The organism is Micromonospora sp. NBC_00617 (assembly GCF_045161355.1).
Taxonomy (GTDB): Bacteria; Actinomycetota; Actinomycetes; order Mycobacteriales; family Micromonosporaceae; genus Micromonospora.
In genome coordinates, this window is record NZ_CP107751.1 from 6,908,477 (window position 1) to 6,924,193 (window position 15,717).

14 protein-coding genes are annotated in these 15,717 nt (G+C 71.8%); 5 read left to right on the forward strand and 9 right to left on the reverse strand.

Translation table 11 applies throughout. The annotated features are described in order from the left end of the window. Nucleotides 1–71 precede the first annotated feature (71 nt). The 3 genes from OG505_RS32145 (at nucleotide 72) to OG505_RS32155 (ending at nucleotide 2,744) form a co-directional block, all read left to right on the forward strand. Nucleotides 72–422 (forward strand): S26 family signal peptidase, encoded by a 351-nt coding sequence (locus OG505_RS32145; protein ID WP_405429719.1) that lies wholly within the window; start codon nucleotides 72–74, stop codon nucleotides 420–422. A 144-nt stretch (nucleotides 423–566) separates the two neighbouring features. Next, nucleotides 567–1,745 (forward strand): NADP-dependent malic enzyme, encoded by a 1,179-nt coding sequence (locus tag OG505_RS32150; RefSeq protein WP_405429721.1) that lies wholly within the window; start codon nucleotides 567–569, stop codon nucleotides 1,743–1,745. Nucleotides 1,746–1,781: 36 nt separating this feature from the next. Further along, the gene (locus OG505_RS32155) at nucleotides 1,782–2,744 is read left to right on the forward strand and encodes a zinc-binding dehydrogenase (RefSeq protein WP_405429722.1); all 963 of its coding nucleotides are present in this window, start codon (nucleotides 1,782–1,784) and stop codon (nucleotides 2,742–2,744) included. A 130-nt stretch (nucleotides 2,745–2,874) separates the two neighbouring features. Here OG505_RS32155 and OG505_RS32160 read toward each other — a convergent pair whose 3' ends face one another. After that, complete coding sequence (locus tag OG505_RS32160) at nucleotides 2,875–3,843, reverse strand: alpha/beta hydrolase family protein (RefSeq protein WP_405429724.1); 969 nt, start codon at nucleotides 3,841–3,843, stop codon at nucleotides 2,875–2,877. A 76-nt stretch (nucleotides 3,844–3,919) separates the two neighbouring features. After that, complete coding sequence (locus tag OG505_RS32165; RefSeq protein WP_405429726.1) at nucleotides 3,920–4,969, reverse strand: aldo/keto reductase; 1,050 nt, start codon at nucleotides 4,967–4,969, stop codon at nucleotides 3,920–3,922. 90 nt (nucleotides 4,970–5,059) lie between these two features. Between OG505_RS32165 and OG505_RS32170 the strand changes: the two genes are divergently transcribed. After that, nucleotides 5,060–5,521 carry a MerR family transcriptional regulator gene (locus OG505_RS32170; protein ID WP_405429727.1) on the forward strand — a complete coding sequence of 154 codons (462 nt, stop codon included), beginning with the start codon at nucleotides 5,060–5,062 and terminating at the stop codon, nucleotides 5,519–5,521. On the opposite strand, the gene OG505_RS32175 is transcribed toward OG505_RS32170, so the two are convergent. Both OG505_RS32175 and OG505_RS32180 read right to left on the reverse strand, forming a co-directional pair. Beyond that, nucleotides 5,403–5,948, reverse strand: a complete 546-nt coding sequence (locus OG505_RS32175; RefSeq protein WP_405429729.1) for a nucleotidyltransferase domain-containing protein — start codon at nucleotides 5,946–5,948, stop codon at nucleotides 5,403–5,405. The genes OG505_RS32170 and OG505_RS32175 overlap by 119 nt on opposite strands. Before the next feature lie 224 nt (nucleotides 5,949–6,172). Further along, complete coding sequence (locus OG505_RS32180; protein ID WP_405429730.1) at nucleotides 6,173–7,066, reverse strand: alpha/beta hydrolase family protein; 894 nt, start codon at nucleotides 7,064–7,066, stop codon at nucleotides 6,173–6,175. Between the two features lie 157 nt (nucleotides 7,067–7,223). On the opposite strand from OG505_RS32180, the gene OG505_RS32185 reads away from it, so the two are divergent. Continuing rightward, nucleotides 7,224–7,397, forward strand: coding sequence for a hypothetical protein (locus tag OG505_RS32185; protein ID WP_405429732.1), 174 nt, complete (start codon nucleotides 7,224–7,226; stop codon nucleotides 7,395–7,397). Between the two features lie 53 nt (nucleotides 7,398–7,450). Here OG505_RS32185 and OG505_RS32190 read toward each other — a convergent pair whose 3' ends face one another. The 5 genes from OG505_RS32190 to OG505_RS32210 all read right to left on the reverse strand — a co-directional run bounded on the left by OG505_RS32190 (nucleotide 7,451) and on the right by OG505_RS32210 (nucleotide 15,671). Further along, on the reverse strand, nucleotides 7,451–8,566 hold the full coding sequence (locus tag OG505_RS32190; RefSeq protein WP_405429734.1) for an acetate/propionate family kinase: 1,116 nt from the start codon (nucleotides 8,564–8,566) through the stop codon (nucleotides 7,451–7,453). Continuing rightward, nucleotides 8,563–10,632 carry a phosphate acetyltransferase gene (pta, locus tag OG505_RS32195; protein ID WP_405429735.1) on the reverse strand — a complete coding sequence of 690 codons (2,070 nt, stop codon included), beginning with the start codon at nucleotides 10,630–10,632 and terminating at the stop codon, nucleotides 8,563–8,565. The genes OG505_RS32190 and pta overlap by 4 nt, the downstream gene beginning before the upstream one ends. 186 nt (nucleotides 10,633–10,818) lie before the next feature. Next, nucleotides 10,819–11,514, reverse strand: a complete 696-nt coding sequence (locus tag OG505_RS32200) for a DUF998 domain-containing protein (RefSeq protein ID WP_405429736.1) — start codon at nucleotides 11,512–11,514, stop codon at nucleotides 10,819–10,821. A 108-nt stretch (nucleotides 11,515–11,622) separates the two neighbouring features. Then, the gene (locus OG505_RS32205; RefSeq protein ID WP_355063637.1) at nucleotides 11,623–11,802 is read right to left on the reverse strand and encodes a DUF6104 family protein; all 180 of its coding nucleotides are present in this window, start codon (nucleotides 11,800–11,802) and stop codon (nucleotides 11,623–11,625) included. A gap of 122 nt (nucleotides 11,803–11,924) precedes the next feature. Then, complete coding sequence (locus OG505_RS32210; RefSeq protein ID WP_405429741.1) at nucleotides 11,925–15,671, reverse strand: multifunctional oxoglutarate decarboxylase/oxoglutarate dehydrogenase thiamine pyrophosphate-binding subunit/dihydrolipoyllysine-residue succinyltransferase subunit; 3,747 nt, start codon at nucleotides 15,669–15,671, stop codon at nucleotides 11,925–11,927. Nucleotides 15,672–15,717 lie beyond the last annotated feature (46 nt).

Sequence of the window (15,717 nt, forward strand, 5' to 3'; positions counted from 1 at the left end):
GGGAAGTTTGCGATGATCAAAGGCGACATTACTCCTGGGAATGCTCCCCGGACCGGGTGGAGGTGAAACCAGTGCGAGTCGATCACCCGGCGGAGGCGCCGCACCTGCGCGGGCCGCTGACGCCCGTTTCGGTGACCGGCCCGTCCATGGCGCCGACGCTGCGGCACGGCGACGCGGTGCTGGTCCGCTCGGGCGGGCGCCCGATCCGACCCGGTGACGTGGTGGTCGCCGTCTTCCGGACGCGTCCCGAGCTGCTGGTCGTGAAGCGGGCGGTACGGCCGCAGGACGGCGGCTGGTGGCTGCGCGGCGACAACGATCTGGTCACCGACGACTCCCGGGCGTACGGGGTGGCGGACGTGCGCGGGAGGGTGGTGTTCCGCTACTGGCCCCGCCCCGGACGGGTGCCCCGTCGGCCGTTATGACCCTGCTCACACCCGAGGGGCAGTACCGACACTATGCTCGGAAAGTGCCCGGGTGACCCCCCGCACCGCGTGCCACCGCTCGCCGCCCACCTCGCGGCCGGGCCCGGCCGCCCCGTCTGTTCAACAGATCCTGGAGTCACCGCCATGTCTTCGTCCACCGTGGATCCTGCTGATCCCGTCTTCCAACTGCACCTGGGCGGCAAGATGGCCGTCGCCTCGACGGTCCCGCTCACCAGCCGCGAGGACCTCTCCCTCGCGTACACCCCGGGTGTCGCCCGGGTGTGTGAGGCGATCGCCGCCGACCCCGCCCTGGCCGACGACTACACCTGGGCGGCGCACGCCGTGGCCGTCGTGACCGACGGGTCGGCGGTGCTCGGGCTCGGCAACATCGGGCCCCGCGCCGCGCTGCCGGTGATGGAGGGCAAGGCGGTGCTGTTCAAGCAGTTCGCGGGGGTGGACGCGGTACCGGTCTGCCTGGACACCCAGGACGTGGACGAGATCGTCGCGGTGGTGCGGGCACTGGCCCCGTCGTTCGGCGGGATCAACCTGGAGGACATCAGCGCGCCGCGCTGCTTCGAGGTGGAGCGCCGACTCGACGAGGCGCTGGACATCCCGGTCTTCCACGACGACCAGCACGGGACCGCCATCGTGGTGCTCGCCGCGCTGCGCAACGCCGCCACCCTGCTCAACCGCAAGCTCGGTGACCTGCGGGTGGCGGTGAGCGGCGCGGGCGCGGCCGGCGTGGCCGTGACGAAGATGCTGGTCGCCGGTGGGGTCAACCCCGACCAGGTGGTCGTGTGCGACTCCAAGGGGATCATCGGCCGGCACCGTGGCGAACTGACCGGCACCAAGGCCGAGTTGGCGGCGAGCACCAACGCCGACGGCCGTCAGGGCGACATCACCGAGGCGCTGCGCGACGCGGACGTGCTGATCGGGGTGTCCGGCGGGCAGATCCCCGAGGCGGCCGTCGCTCAGATGGCCCCGGGTGGGATCGTGTTCGCCCTGGCCAACCCGACCCCGGAGGTGCACCCCGAGGTGGCCGCCCGGCACGTCGCGGTGGTCGCCACCGGCCGCAGCGACTATCCCAACCAGATCAACAACGTGCTGGCCTTCCCCGGCGTGTTCCGGGGCGCGTTGGACGCGCGGGCCACCCGGATCACCGAGGGGATGAAGGTCGCCGCCGCCGATGCCATCGCCGGCGTGGTGGCCGAGTCGCTGACCGCCGACGCGATCGTTCCGTCGCCGCTCGACCCGCGTGTCGCCCCGGCCGTCGCCGAGGCCGTCGCCGAAGCGGCCCGCCGCGACGGAGTCGCCCGCCGGTAGGCAGAGCGCTTCTTAACGGGCGCTCAGCTTGTTACCGTGCCGATCATGCGTGCTGCCTTCGCCTCCCGCCTCGACGATGCCGATCCGCTCGCCGCCCTCACCGTCGGTGAGCGGCCCGAGCCGACCCACCCGGAGGACGACTGGGTGACCGTGCAGGTGCGGGCCACCTCGCTCAACCACCACGACCTCTGGTCGCTGCGCGGGGTCGGCCTCACCGAGGCCCAGCTGCCGATGATCCTCGGCTGCGACGCGGTCGGCGTGGACGCCGAGGGGAACGAGATGGTCGTCTACCCGGTCGTCGTCACACCGGGTGACCCGCGCGGGGTCTCCATCCTGTCCGAGCACTTCGCCGGGACCCTCGCCGAGCGGGTCGCCGTACCCCGGTCGAACCTGATCCCCCTGCCCGAGGGCATGGCGGCGACCGACGCGGCGTGCCTGCCCACGGCCTGGCTGACCGCGTGGCGGATGCTGACCACCAAGGGCCGCGTCGCGGACGCCGACAGCGTGCTGGTGCAGGGCGCGGGCGGCGGCGTCGCCACCGCGGCCGTCGCGCTCGCTGTCGCGATGGGCAAACGGGTGTACGCGACCAGCCGTGACGCCGCCAAGCGGGAGCGGATCACCGCCCTCGGGGCGACTGCCCTGGAGTCCGGTGCCCGGCTGCCGGAGCGGGTCGACGTGGTGATCGAGACGGTCGGCGCGGCGACGTTCGACCACTCGTTGAAGTCGGCCGCGCCGATGGCCCGGATCGTGGTTTCCGGCGCCACCGCCGGCCACCAGCCGTCGGTCAACCTGCGCCGGGTCTTCGCCATGCAGCTGGAGATCCTGGGCACCTCGATGGGTACGCCGGGGGAGCTGTACGAGCTGCTGGCGTTCTGCGCCGAGAACGAGGTCCGTCCGGTGATCGACACCGTGGTCCCGTTCAGCCGGGTCGAGGACGCCTTCGCCCGCCTGCACTCCGGCGAAGCCTTCGGCAAGATCGTCATCGACCACACCGCCTGACGCGCCTCGTGCCCCATTCCACCTCGCCGATCTTGCACTTTCGGTTGGTGATTTGCCGGGATGTTCCTTTATGTCGCGACAGTTAAGTGCAAGATCGCGGAGGAGTGGGGGTGGGGGCGCGGGCGGGACCTCAGAGGTGATCGTCGAAGGTGGCGATGTCACCGCGCGTCGCGTCGGTGGGGATGCGCTTCTTGGCCTCCGCGTCGCCGTACAGCGACCAGCGCAGGAACTCGACGGACGTGTCCGAGACGACCCGCAGCGTCGCGGCGTCGCTGAGCAGCGCCCGCCCGTGGTCGCCCTTGGGCAGGCTGAGCATCGCCTTCGGCCAGGGCACCTTGTCGTACGCCGCCTTGCCCGCCGCGTAGTCGACCACCTCGTCCAGCTCGCCGTGCACGAACAGCTGCGGCGCGGTCGCGCCCGCGAACGCCGTACCCACGCCGACTGCCGTACCGGCGAACACCACCCCGGCGTCCAGCCGTTCGTCCCTGCTGGCGGTGAAGAGGCCGATGGTGGTCACCCCGCCGGCCGAGTGCCCGGCCGCGGCGACCCGGTCGGTGGCCAGCCGGCCGCGCAGCCCGTCGCCGGCCTTGCCGTCGAGCGCCAGCACCTGGGTCAGCGCGTACGACACGTCGGCCGGCTGGTTGAGCACGTCGAGGATGTTGCCGTCGCCGCCCCGGGAGGTGTGCGGGAAGGTCGGCGCGGCCACCACGAAGCCCGCCGCCGCCCAGCGGGTCAGCAGGGTGGCGTAGTCCTCCGGCCGTCCGGTGAGGCCGTGGCTGAACATCACCACCGGAAACCGGCCCCGCGCCGCCGCCGCGGACCGCTTGACCGGGCCGCCGGCCTCCCCGGCTGCCGGATACCAGAGCGTCACCGGCAGCGCGCGGCCGTCCCGGTTCAGCTTGAGCTGGCGTACGCCGACGCCGAAGGCGCTCTTCGGTGCGGTCCCGGAGGGTACCTGCGGCGTCGGCGTGGCGGCGGCGGGCGGTGGCTCGGCCGGCGCCTGCCAGCTCTCGGCCTTGCGGGCGTCGGCAGAGCAGCCGACCAGGCCGGCCATGAGCAGGGCGCTGGCCAGCAGCGTGGGGGTGACGCGACGCGACATGAAGCCAATTGTGCCCTGCCGCGCCGGCCGGTTCGGCGCGGTTCGACGCAGGGTGCCCACGCCGTGACCGGTTCGCTCAGGCTGCGGCGCGTTCGGGGAGAGGGCGCCGCCGCCGGGCGATGTCGGTCAGGGAGCGTGGCGGAAAGGCGGCGTTGGGGTCGTACCGGTTGGTTCCGGGCGGCACGATCTCGTCGATCCGGTCGAGGGTCGCGTCGTCCAGGGTGAGCGTGGCGCCCTTGAGCAGGTCCTCCAGGTGCGCCATGGTCCGCGGTCCGATGATCGCCGAGGTGACCGCCGGATGGGCCACGGTGAAGGCGATGGCGAGCTGCGGCAGCGTGCAGCCGATGCCCGCCGCGAGGTCGACGAGCTGCTCGACGATGTCGAGCTTGGCGGCGTTCTCGGCGAGCGTGGGATCGAACTGCGCCGGCCGGAGCACGGCACGTCCGGTCGACAGGTCGACGGGCCGGTCCCTGCGGTACCGCCCGCTGAGGAACCCGAAGGCGAGCGGACTCCAGACCAGGACCCCCATGCCGTAGCGCTGACAGACCGGCAGGGTCGACGCCTCGACCCCGCGGGCCAGGATCGAGTACGGCGGCTGCTCGGTGCGCAGCCGCCCGAGGCCGCGACGCTCGGAGACCTGGTGCGCCTCGACAATCTCCTCGGCGGGGAACGTCGAGCACCCGAAGGCGCGGATCTTTCCGTCGCGTACGAGGTCGGTGAGCACCGAGAGCGTCTCCTCGATGTCGGTTGCGGGATCGGGGCGGTGGACCTGGTAGAGGTCGATCCAGTCGGTGCCCAGACGCCGCAGGCTCCCCTCGACCGCCTTGAGGATCCAGCGCCGCGAGTTGCCACCCTGGTTGGGCCCCTCACCCATCGGAAAGTGCACCTTGGTGGCGAGGACGACGTCGTCCCGGCGCCCCCGCAGCGCCTTGCCCACGATCTGCTCGGATTCGCCCCCGCCGTACATGTCGGCGGTGTCGACGCAGTTGATGCCCTGGTCCAGGGCCGCGTGGACGATGCGGACGCAGTCGTCGTGGTCCGGGTTTCCGACGGCACCGAACATCATGGTCCCGAGGCAGTGGGTGCTCACCTCGATGCCGGTGCCGCCGAGTGTGCGATAGCGCATGCCGATGCTCCTCTGGCGATGTCGTAACGAACACGGGGGACCCTAGGAGCTGGAGTCGGCTCTAGGTCAAGCCTCGTTACCCTGCTCGGCATGGCCGAGGACACCGTGAGTCTGAGCATCGGGCAGGTCGCCGAACGCACCGGCTTGAGCGTGCACGCCCTGCGCTTCTACGAGCAGGAGGGCGTCTTCGTCGATCCGGTACGCCGTGGGCCCGGCGGCCGTCGCGTCTACAGCCAGGACGACGTCGACTGGCTGACCGTCTGCATCATTCTCCGTGCCTCGGGTATGCCGTTGCCCGCGCTCCGCCGGTACGCTGACCTCGTCCGGGAGGGCGCCGGCAACGAGGAAGAACGTCTCGCCCTCCTGCGCGAACACCGGGAGCGCGTCACCGGCCAGATCGGCAGGCTCACCCAGTGCCTCGATCTGATCACCTTCAAGGTCGGGGTGTACGAGGACCTGGTTGACGAGGCCCGGCACGCAGGCGAGCCAGATCGTCGGCGTCCTTCGGGCGCCGAGGCCGCTCCGGCATCCACACCGGGTACATCTGCTTGAACTCGATCTGCGCCGCCACCGAGATCGTCGGCACGGTGAGCGGGCCGATCCGGCCGTGTGGCGCGTCCAGCATCCCGGCGGGCAGCGGAGTGCCGGTCCATGGCCCCGCGCCCACGGTCGGTCGGCCCCGGCTGTCCCGGCCCAGGTACGCGACGCTGACCTCCACGTCACCCGCGAACAGGTCGAGCTGCAGCTCCACCGGCATCCGGGGATCGGGGCGCCAGCCTCGGGCCAGCAGCAGGGCGGCCAGCCGGGCCGCGTCCTCGCGCCAGCAGTACCAGTCGACGTCGACGTGCGGTCGGGACACCTCGCCGAGCTGGAAGTCCATCGCCCAGCCGCCACGCAACCACACCGTGATGCCGGCCGATCCGGCCACCTCGACCACGTCGGCGATGCTCGCCAACTGACGGCGCGCGAGGTCGTCCACCGGGGCACCCTAGCGGCATTCCGGGTGCGCGGGAAGGGCTGCGGTGGGCATCCGCTGTGGCTGCCGCCGTGTTGATGTGCTGTTGAGCGGTATACCTCAGCGGTATGAATATGACTCTGAGGTATATCGCTGACGACCGCATCCGCACCCACGGAGGTGACCGACGGTCACCGCCGGCCGCCGGCTGCGCCCACCGCCCCAGCCAGCGTCAGGAATTACTCGGATTAGGTGGGCGGGCGGGCCTCGTAGCGGGTGTCGGGCGTACGGGCGTCGGTGGACAGGCGGTCACCGGCCGTCTGGTCGCCGTAGAGGGTCCAGCGTAGGAAGTCGGTGGTGGTGGCGAGGACGGCGGCGAATCCGGGGTTGCCCGGCGTGAGGTACGCGCCATGGCCCTGGCCGAGCACGCTGACGAACAGCGCCGGTCCCGGGGTACGCGCGTACGCCGCCCGGCCGACCGTCACCGGCACCACCGGATCCGCCGTGCCGTGTACGAAGAGCACCGGTGCGGTCGGTCCGGCGAAGCTGCCCGGCAGCCCGCCGCCGGCGATCACGATGCCCCCGCGCAGCCGGGCCGGGTGGCCCTCGGCGAACATGCCTGAGGTGGTGAAGCCGCCCGCCGAGTGACCGGCGGCGGCGATCGAGGTCAAATCCAGGTGGCCGGCGAGCGGATCACCCGGGTCGTCGTCGAGGCGGCCCAGGTGCCGGATCAGCCGCCAACCGTCGGCGGGCTGGTTGCGCACGTCGGCCCGGGTGAAGTGCGCGGCACCCTCGCGGGTGTGCGGGTACGCGGGCGCGGCCACCACGAAACCGGCCGCCGCCCAGCGGGTGGTCAGGCCGGCGTGCAGCTCGGGTCGGCTGTGCAACCCGTGGCTGTAGATCACCACCGGGAACCGCCCGGCGGCCACCCCGTCGGTCCCGGTCGGATACCAGATGGTGACCGGCAGGGGACGCGCCGAGCGCGGATCGAGGGTGAGCGTACGCACGCCGACGACGTACGACCCCTCGGGCGCTCGGCGCGCGGACGGCGGCCCGGCGGACCCGCCCGCCACGGCGGTGGCCGGCGCGCAACCGGCCAGCAGCGCTGTCACCAGTACGGCGACCAGCCGTCCCGCCCCCACCGTTTCACCGTAGGTGCCCGGGCACGTCCAGCGGCCCCGCCGTCCGGCCCGGCTCTGCCCACCACCCGGTCGGGTCCCCTCCGCCGGCCGGCTCGACCCGGTGGGACGGCGGAGGCGGGGGCGGTGCTCGGCGGCCGGCTTCGCTAGGGTCACCGACATGGCTGAGAACTACACCGACCCCAGCGGCAACACCGAGGCGTTCCGCGCCTTCACCCAGGCGCCGGAGGCAGCCGGCCCGGCCGACGCGCCGTCCCGCCTGCCGCTCATCGTCGGTGCGGCGGTGGTCGTCGTGCTGCTGGTGGCCCTCGTCGCCTGGTTGGCGATGCGTTGAGCGGGCGCGCGGCGATGCGCTGAGCGGGCCCGCGCCCACGGGTCGGGGCGACGTCAGTCCGCCCCGACCACGTTCCGGGCCTGCCGGGCGATCTCCCGTTCCTCATCGGTGCGGATGACACAGACGCTCACCTCGGCGTCGTCCGGCGAGATCAGCCGGTCGCCGTCGCCGTTGTTGCGCGCCTCGTCGACGGTGATGCCGAGCCGGGCCAGCCCGGCCAGCGCGGCGGCCCGGACGGGCGCGGCGTGCTCGCCCACGCCGGCGGTGAACGCGATCGCGTCCACGTGGCCGAGCAGCGCGTAGTACGCGCCGACGTACCCGGTGATCCGCCGGCAGTACACGTCGAAGGCCAGCGCGGCGGTCGGGTCCCCGGCCGCCCGGCGCTGTAGCACCTCTCGCATGTCGTTGACGCCGGTCAACCCCAGCAGCCCGCTGCGGTGGTTGAGCAGGTCGTCGATGTCGTCGACCGACATCCCGCCCTCCCGCCGCAGGTGGAAGATCACGGCCGGGTCGAGGTCACCGCTGCGGGTGCCCATCACCAGCCCTTGCAGGGGCGACATTCCCATCGAGGTGGCGACGCTGCGGCCGTTCGCGACCGCGCAGGCGCTGGCCCCGTTGCCCAGGTGCAGGGTGATGGTGTTGAGCTGCTCGTACGGGCGGCCCAACAGCTCGGCGGTGCGTCGGGAGACGTACGCGTGCGAGGTGCCGTGGAAGCCGTACCGGCGGATGCCGTACCGCTCGGCGGTGTCCCGGTCGATCGCGTAGATCGCGGCGGCCTCCGGCAGGGTGTGGTGGAACGCCGTGTCGAAGACGGCGACCTGCGGGACGTCCGGCAGCGCCGCGCGGGCCACCTCGATGCCGGCCAGGTTGGCCGGGTTGTGCAGCGGGGCGAGCGGCACCAGGTCCTTGATCGCGGCCAGCACCGCGTCGTCGATGAGGACCGGGGTGCTGAACTTCCGTCCGCCGTGCACCACCCGGTGCCCGACCGCGGTGAGCCCGTTCAGGTCCAGACCGTTGAGGATCTGCCGGACGGCGGTGGCGTGGTCCGCCGGGCCGCCGCCGGGCTCACCGACCCGCTCGACGATGCCCTGGTCGAGGGTCCGGTCCCCGTCGTAGTGGCGCCACTTCACCGACGACGATCCGCAGTTGAGCACCAGTACCCGACTCATGACGCCTCCTCGGCGGCCGCCTGGATGGCGGTGATCGCCACCGTGTTGACGATGTCCGGCACGGTCGCGCCGCGGGACAGGTCGTTCACCGGCCGGCGCAGGCCCTGCATGACCGGGCCGACGGCGACCGCCCCGGCCGAGCGTTGCACCGCCTTGTACGTGTTGTTGCCCGTGTTCAGGTCCGGGAAGATGAAGACCGTGGCCTGGCCGGCGACCGGGCTGTCGGGCAGCTTCGTCGCCGCCACGGCGGGGTCGATCGCCGCGTCGTACTGAATCGGCCCCTCGACCAGCAGGTCGGGCCGACGCTCCCGGACCAGCGCGGTGGCCCCGGCGACCTTCTCCACGTCCGCGCCCGCGCCGGAGCTGCCGGTGGAGTACGACAGCATGGCCACCCGGGGTTCGATGCCGAAGCGGGCGGCGGTGTCGGCCGACGAGATCGCGATGTCGGCGAGCTGGGCGGCGTCCGGGTCGCGGTTGACCGCACAGTCCCCGTAGACCAGCACCCGGTCGGCGAGCAGCATGAAGAAGACGCTGGAGGCCACCGAGACCTCCGGCACGGTACGGATGATCTCGAACGCGGGCAGGATGGTCGCGGCGGTGGTGTGCGTGGCGCCCGAAACCATGCCGTCGGCGTACCCGGCGGCCACCATGAGCGTCCCGAAGTAGTTGGGCTGGGCCACGATGTCGTGCGCCAACTCGGCGGTGACGCCCCGGTGGGCGCGCAGCCGCGCGTACTCGGCCGTGAACTCGTCGCGCCACCCGCTGGTGACCGGGTCGACGAGCCGCGCGTCACCGAGGTCGATGCCCAGCTCGCGGGTGCGCCGGGCGATGTCGTCGGGGCGGCCGAGGAGCGTCAGGTCGGCCACGCCCCGACGCAGCAGGATCTCCGCCGCCCGCAGGATGCGCTCCTCGGCGCCCTCCGGCAGCACCAGGTGCCGGGGCTTCGAGCGGGCCCGGTCGATCAGCTCGTTCTCGAACATCAGCGGGGTGACCCGCGTCGACCGGCTGACCCGCAGCCGGCGGGCCAGGTCGTCGGTGTCCACGCAGCGCTCGAACGCGCCCAGCGCGGCCTCCACCTTGCGGGGGTTGGCCACGCTGGGCCGCCCCTCGATCCGGCTGGACGCCTCGACCGTGTCGTAGCTGTCGCTGTCCACGGAGAGCACGGCCAGGCCGGTGTTCAGGCCCTCCACCAGCCGCATCACCCGGGGGTCGGGTTGTTCGCCGAGGGTGAGTACGAGCCCGGCCACCGACACCTGCCCGGCCACGTGCGCCGCGCTGGCGGCGACGAGCAGGTCGGCCCGGTCCCCGGGGGTGATCACCAGAGCGCCCTCGGTGAGGTGGCCCAGCAGGGTCGGCACGTGTGCCGCGCCGACCACGAAGTCCAGCACGTCCCGGCCGAGCGCCGCCTCGTCGCCGGCCAGCAGCGTGGCGCCGAGCGCCGCCGCCACCTCGGCCACCGTCGGCGCCGACACGCTCGGCACCTCCGGGATGGCGTACGCCGGCACGGGCAGCTCCGGCAGCGTCATCGGCTCGGACACCCGGTTGGCGATCACCGCGAGCACCGTCGCGCCCAGGTCGGCCACATCGTGGTACGCCCCTCGCATGGCCGCCGCGACGGCCGCCGGCTCCTGCTCGTAGCCGTCCACCACCGGCACCACCACGCTGCCGAACTCGGTGGCCAGCCGGGCGTTGAAAGCCAACTCGCGGGGGTGCGCCGGGTCGCCCGGCTCGTCGAAGTCACTGCCCACCACGACCACCGCCGGGCACTGCCGCTCCACCGCCCGGTACCGCTGGACGACAGCGGAGATCAGCTCCTCCCGTCGGCCGTCGGCGACCAGCCTGGCCGCCTCGGCGTAGGTGGATCCGGCCAGCTCGGCGAGCGGCACCTCGACCCGGTACCGCTCGCTGAGCAGCGCGAGGATCGGGTCGGGAAGGGCGCCGGCGACCAGCGGACGGAACACGCCGATCCGCCCCACCTGTCGCGACAGCAACTCGGCCAGCCCGAGAGCGATGGTCGACTTACCCCCGCCCGAACCAACGCTGGTCAGATACACGCTGCGCGCCACGGCCTCACGCTACAAGATCGCGGTGGTCGTCGTCGGTCACCTCTGTCGGGGCGGAGACGGTAGTGAGCGGTATACCTCAGCGGTATAAAAATGCCGCTGAGGTATACCGCTCGGCAGCACATCGACCTGGCGGGCCAGCCGGAGCGTCCGCTGGAGGGGTGCGCAACCGGACCTGTTTCCGTCCGCTCAGGACGTGGCTGTCGCGGACGTCGGCCCGATCGTCTCGGCGGACGGTGGCGCGTCGGGCAGTTCGGCCATCCGGAAGATCGCGTCGCTCTTGACGACCCAGGCGGTGCCGAACGCGGCCACGGCGACGGTCTCGCACCACAGCAGCGGCTGGAGGGCGTGGCGGACGTCGGTGGGCAGCGTCCCGCTCGCCAGGGCGCCGGCGACCGCCGCCAAGATGAGCAGGCCGCACGCGCGGTAGCAGCGGTTGGCGGTGCGTCGGGGCGGCACCCCGGCACGGTCGGGTCGGGTGAACAGGAACAGGCAGAAGACGGCGAGCAGGAGGAACAGCGCCCCGGCGGCGACCTGGTGCACCAGGCCGACCAGCCGACTGTCGCCCCCGGTCGACCCGTGCACCGGAAACAGGGCCACCAGGATCGCGAGCGTCCCGGCGATCGTGCCCAACAGGTCGTCCGGCCAGCGGTAGCGGTAGGTGATCAGGAACACCCCGATCGCGCACAGGGCGCCGACGAAGATGTTGCGCATCTCGGTGTGGTAATAGGCGCTGAGCGAGTCGAGGACGACGACGCGACGGCCGGCGACCATGTGGCCACCCACCAGTGCGACGGGCAGGGCCAGGCCGACCGAGCCGATGCCGAGGCGCAGGTGGCGTACGGTCGCGGTGTCCTGCGGCGGATTGCCGGGCGTCTGTTTCATGGTTCCGTCTCCTGGCTCCGGTGTGGCGTCCGGTGGGGGTCGACGAGGCCCCGCACACGCCGCCCCACCAGTGCACATCACACAGAGAGACGAGTCAACAGCCGACGGTCACTCGTCGTCGGGATCGTCGAGGCGGGCCAGGTAGGTGGCCAGGCGCTCGATCGGGGTCTCGAACTCGGGGTTGAGGTCGACGAAGTCGCGCAGGCGCTCGCCCAGCCACTCCAGGGTCACCTGCTCGTCGCCCCGGCGCTCGACCAGCTCCTCGATGCCACGGTCGGTGAAGTACACGGCGTACGTCCTTGTGCTCGGCCCGGCGCGGGCCGGGCGGGTCGGTGGTTCGGACGGACCGACGCGAGCCGGGGCAGGACCGTGGGAAACGGCCCTGCCCCGGCTCGCGTGGCGCGGTCAGGTCACGGGCGGGGCAGGGCCGCCTCGATCAGCGCGGTCTGCTCGACCTCGTGGGTCTTGGCCGAGCCGACCGCCGGGGCCGCCGCGGCCGGGCGGGAGATCCGCCGCAGCCGGACGTCGGTGAGGTGCTCCAGCAGGTTGAGCGCGACGAACGACCAGGCGCCCTGGTTGGCCGGCTCCTCCTGCACCCAGGCGAAGTCCTCCGCGTTCGGGAACTGCGCCAGGGCGGCCCGGATCTCCTCCACCGGCAGCGGGTACAGCTGCTCGATCCGGAGGATCGCCGTGTCGGTGACGCCGCGCTCCTGCCGGGCCTGGAACAGGTCGTAGTAGACCTTGCCCGAGCAGAGCAGCACCCGCTTGACCGCCTCCGGCGCCGGGGCGGCGGTGTCGCGCAGCACCGGCTGGAAGGTGCCGGTGGTGAAGTCCTCCACCGACGAGACGCAGAGCTTGTGCCGCAGCAGCGACTTCGGCGTGAACACCACCAGCGGCTTGCGCTTGGGCGACAGGGCCTGGCGGCGCAGCAGGTGGAAGTAGTTCGCCGGGGTCGTCGGGATGGACACCCGCATGTTGTCCTCGGCGCACATCTGCAGGAACCGCTCCGGGCGACCGGAGGTGTGGTCCGGGCCCTGGCCCTCGTGGCCGTGCGGCAGCAGCAGGGTCACCGCGGAGCGCTGACCCCACTTCACCTCACCGGAGGAGATGAACTCGTCGATCACCGACTGGGCGCCGTTGACGAAGTCACCGAACTGGGCCTCCCAGGCGACCAGCGCGTTGATGTTCTCCACCGAGTAGCCGTACTCGAAGCCCATCGCGGCGTACTCGCTGAGCAGCGAGTCGTGCACGAAGAACCGGGAACGCTCGCCGTCGCCGGTGAGCGACTTGATCGGCAGGTAGTCCTCGCCGGTGCGGGAGTCGACCACCGAGGCGTGCCGTTGGACGAAGGTGCCGCGCCGCGAATCCTGACCCGCCAGTCGGACGGTGACCCCGTCGTGCAGCAGCGCCCCGAACGCGATGATCTCGCCGAAGCCCCAGTCGATGTTGCCCTCGACGGACATCTTGGCCCGCCGGTCGAGCAGCTGCTGGATCCGCTTGTGCGGGGTGAAGCCCTCCGGCAGGTTGATGTGCGCCTCGCCGATCGCCTTCACCACCGCGGCGTCGGTGGCGGTGTCGACCGCCGGCTCCGGCTCCTCCTCGCGGCGGGGGCGGTTGAGCTGGCGGGGCGCGGCGGCGGCGTCCCGGGTGGCCTTGAAGACCTTCTCCAACTGCGACTGGTAGTCGCGCAGCAGCTCCTCCGCGTCCTCCACGGTGATGTCGCCGCGACCGATCAGCTCCTCGGTATAGAGCTTGCGCACCGAACGCTTCGAGTCAATGATCTTGTACATCTGAGGGTTGGACATCGACGGGTCGTCGCCCTCGTTGTGCCCGCGCCGGCGGTAGCAGACCATGTCGATCACGACGTCCTTGTTGAACGCCTGCCGGTACTCGAAGGCCAGCCGGGCCACTCGGACCACGGCCTCCGGGTCGTCGCCGTTCACGTGGAAGATCGGTGCCTGGATCATCCGGGCCACGTCGGTGCTGTACAGGCTGGACCGGCTGTATTCCGGGGCGGTGGTGAAGCCGACCTGGTTGTTGACCACCACGTGCACGGTGCCGCCGGTGCGATAGCCGCGCAGCTGCGACAGGTTGAGCGTCTCGGCGACGACCCCCTGCCCGGCGAACGCGGCGTCACCGTGCACCAACAGCGGCAGCACGGTGTAGCCCTCCAGCTTGAGGTCTATCCGGTCCTGCTTGGCCCGGACGATGCCCTCCAGTACCGGGTCGACGGCCTCCAGGTGCGACGGGTTGGCCACCACCGACACCTTGACGGCGTGCTCGCCGCCCGGGGTGGTGAACTTGCCGTTCTGCCCCAGGTGGTACTTCACGTCGCCGGAGCCCTGCGTCGAGCGCGGGTCCAGGTGACCCTCGAACTCGGAGAAGATCTTCTCGTACGGCTTGCCGACGATGTTGGCCAGCACGTTGAGCCGACCCCGGTGGGCCATGCCGATGACGACCTCGTCCAGACCGTTCTCGGCGGAGCACTCCAGCACCTCGCCGAGCAGCGGGATCAGCGACTCGCCGCCCTCCAGCGAGAAACGCTTCTGGCCGACGTACTTGGTCTGCAGGAAGGTCTCGAACGCCTCGGCGGCGTTGAGCCGGTTGAGGACGTGCTTCTGTTCGTCGGCGGCCGGCTTCTCGTACTTGCGCTCTATCCGTTCCTGAATCCAGCGCCGCTCCTCCGGGTCCTGGATGTGCATGTACTCGATGCCGACCCGGCGGCAGTACGAGTCGCGCAGCACGCCGAGGATCGAGCGCAGCTTCATCCGCTGCCGGCCGGCGAAGCCGTTGACCGGGAACTCGCGGTCCAGGTCCCACAGGGTCAGCCCGTGCTGGAGGACGTCCAGGTCGGGGTGCTTGCGGATGGTGAATTCCAGCGGGTCGGTGTCGGCCATCAGATGACCGCGCACGCGGTACGCGTGGATCAACTCGTGCACCCGGGCGGTCTTGTTGATCTGACCCTCGGAGTTGACGGCCACGTCGCGCACCCAGCGCACCGGCTCGTACGGGATGCGCAGCGAGGTGAAGATCTCGTCGTAGTAGCCGTGCTCGCCCAGGATCAGCTCGTGCATGACCTTGAGGAACTCGCCGGACTGCGCGCCCTGGATGATCCGGTGGTCGTACGTGCTGGTCAGCGTGATGACCTTGCTGACCGCCAGCTCGGCCAGGGTGGCCTCGGACATGCCCTGGTAGGGGGCCGGGTACTCCATCGCGCCGACGCCGATGATCGCGCTCTGCCCCTGCATCAGCCGCGGCATGGAGTGCACCGTGCCGATGCCGCCCGGGTTGGTCAGCGAGATCGTGGTGCCGGAGTAGTCCTCCATGGTCAGCTCGTTGCGCCGCGCCCGCCGGACCACGTCCTCGTACGCCTGCCAGAACTGCCGGAAGTCCATCCGCTCGCAGCCCTTGATGGAGGGGACCACCAGGTTGCGGCTGCCGTCCGGCTTGGCCAGGTCGATTGCGATGCCGAGGTTGACGTGCGCCGGGCGGAGCACCGCCGGCTTGCCGTTGGCCTCGGCGAAGGAGTTGTTCATCTCCGGGTGCGCCACGAGCGCCCGGACCATCGCGTAGCCGACCAGGTGGGTGAAGCTGACCTTGCCGCCGCGCCCCCGGGCGAGGTGGTTGTTGATCACGATGCGGTTGTCGACCAGCAGCTTCGCCGGGACCGCGCGGACGCTGGTCGCGGTGGGCACGCTCAGCGAGGCGTCCATGTTCTGCACGATCTTCGCGGCGACACCCCGCAACGGTGTGGTCTGCGGGCCGTCGGCGCTCGGCGCGGCGGCCTTCGCGGCCGGCTTGGCCGGTGCGGCCTTGGCCGGGGTGGCCTTCGTGGGCGCGGCCTTGGCCGGCGCCGACGGCGCCGCGGCCGGCTTGCTGGCGGCGGTCGGCTTCGCCGGGGCGCTGGGCTGGCTGACCGTGGCCGCCGCCTCCGGCTGGCCGTCGGGCTCGGGCGCGGCGGCCGGCTTGCCCGACGTCTCAGCCCGGCGTGGTGTGCCGGCGCCGGGCGCCGGCCGGTAGTCGGCGAAGAAGTCGTGCCAGGCCGAATCGACGCTCGTCGGGTCGGCGAGGTACTTCTGGTACATGTCCTCGACGATCCACTCGTTCGGGCCGAAACCCGCCAGTGGGTTCTCCTGCGAAGTCTGCTGGGTCGACACGGCCGGTAATCGCCTCTTTCACGCGGGTTTGTGTGTCACGCGGTGT

Coding starts and splice junctions, on each gene's coding strand:
- OG505_RS32200 (WP_405429736.1), bottom strand. CDS start 11,514: ATGAAACAGACGCCCGGCAATCCGCCGCAGGACACCGCGACCGTACGC.
- OG505_RS32170 (WP_405429727.1), top strand. CDS start 5,060: ATGGCCGAGGACACCGTGAGTCTGAGCATCGGGCAGGTCGCCGAACGC.
- OG505_RS32150 (WP_405429721.1), top strand. CDS start 567: ATGTCTTCGTCCACCGTGGATCCTGCTGATCCCGTCTTCCAACTGCAC.
- OG505_RS32160 (WP_405429724.1), bottom strand. CDS start 3,843: ATGTCGCGTCGCGTCACCCCCACGCTGCTGGCCAGCGCCCTGCTCATG.
- OG505_RS32190 (WP_405429734.1), bottom strand. CDS start 8,566: ATGAGTCGGGTACTGGTGCTCAACTGCGGATCGTCGTCGGTGAAGTGG.
- OG505_RS32185 (WP_405429732.1), top strand. CDS start 7,224: ATGGCTGAGAACTACACCGACCCCAGCGGCAACACCGAGGCGTTCCGC.
- OG505_RS32165 (WP_405429726.1), bottom strand. CDS start 4,969: ATGCGCTATCGCACACTCGGCGGCACCGGCATCGAGGTGAGCACCCAC.